Origin of the sequence: Streptococcus mitis, from assembly GCF_003942865.1 — a bacterium.
GTDB classification, from domain to species: Bacteria; Bacillota; Bacilli; order Lactobacillales; family Streptococcaceae; genus Streptococcus; species Streptococcus mitis_BI.
The window spans coordinates 1-1,150 of sequence record NZ_RJNZ01000027.1 but is presented as its reverse complement, the minus strand read 5'-3'; the positions used below and the strand labels follow the sequence as shown (position 1 = coordinate 1,150).

Genomic DNA, 1,150 nt, shown 5'->3' with positions numbered 1-1,150 from the left:
TTTCACCAGTTTCTGGCAATCTCTTGTCTTCCTTGGCAACTTGAACTGGTGCTTCTGGAGTCTGAGCTTTTTCTAACGAACTTAGTTTAAACTCTGGTTTTTCTACTGTCGGTGCTGGTTGATCACCTACGGTTGACAANGGACCTGTGTACTCTGGTAGCTCATGTTTCAAGGCCATAACGGAGTTGACTCCACCTTGGAACTCTGGTTTCTCTACTGTTGGAGCGGCTTGGTCGCCTACGGTTGATACCGGACCTGTGTACTCTGGTAGCTCATGTTTCAAGGCCATAACGGAGTTGACTCCACCTTGGAACTCAGGCTTCTCAACTATCGGTGTAGCTTGATCGCTTACGGTTGATACTGGGCCTGTGTAGGCTGGAAGCTCATGTACCAAGGCTTCAACTGCATTCACACCACCTTGGAACTCAGGCTTCTCAACTATCGGTGTAGCTTGATCGCCTACTGTTGCTACTGGGCCTGTGTAGGCTGGAAGCTCATCTACCAAGGATTCAACTGCATTCACACCGCCTGTGAACTCAGGTACCTCAAACACTGGTGCTGGTTCTTCACCCTTACTTGATTGAACAGGTTCTTCTGTCAATTCTTGATAGAAGCTCGCCAATTCATAAAATTCAGCCTTGCCACCTTCCCAGACCAGTTTAACATCTAGAAGAGAACCACCATTTCGGATAGCAAAGGTTTGGAGACTAGATGTAATGGCACCAAGATCTGTCCAACTTTCTTGTCCATCCTTAAGTGTTCTCGCTTGAACTCGTGCTTTTGCTCCTTCAGGAAGGCTTGAAACGAGACGAAGATGGTTAGCATTGGTTGGTTCAGACAAGTGATAAATCATTTCTCCCTTATCTTGTTCTGCTTTGTAGCTAGTCAAAACTTTTCCGTCTACGAGATTAGTATAGAAGTTGCCTCGGCTTTCGCCACCGTTTCCTTCTACAGTTGGATCATTGATTGGTTTGACAAATTCGCCATCATTGATCACCAATTCTGTAAATCCTACAAAACGAGCATCATAGTCAGCTGTATAGAGGACACGAAGATAGTTTGCTTTGACTGGTGTCGTCAATTCACCCTCGATGTAACGATTTCCTGGCATCTTAGAATCATGTGTCCAACCATCTGTCAATGAATCATC

Annotated in this window: 1 protein-coding gene; it reads right to left on the bottom strand. The window is 45.5% G+C overall.

Annotated elements, in window-relative coordinates; genetic code table 11:
* On the bottom strand, positions 1 to 1,150 hold a 1,150-nt coding region (locus D8845_RS10120), incomplete at both ends, for an SIALI-17 repeat-containing surface protein (RefSeq protein ID WP_398575083.1).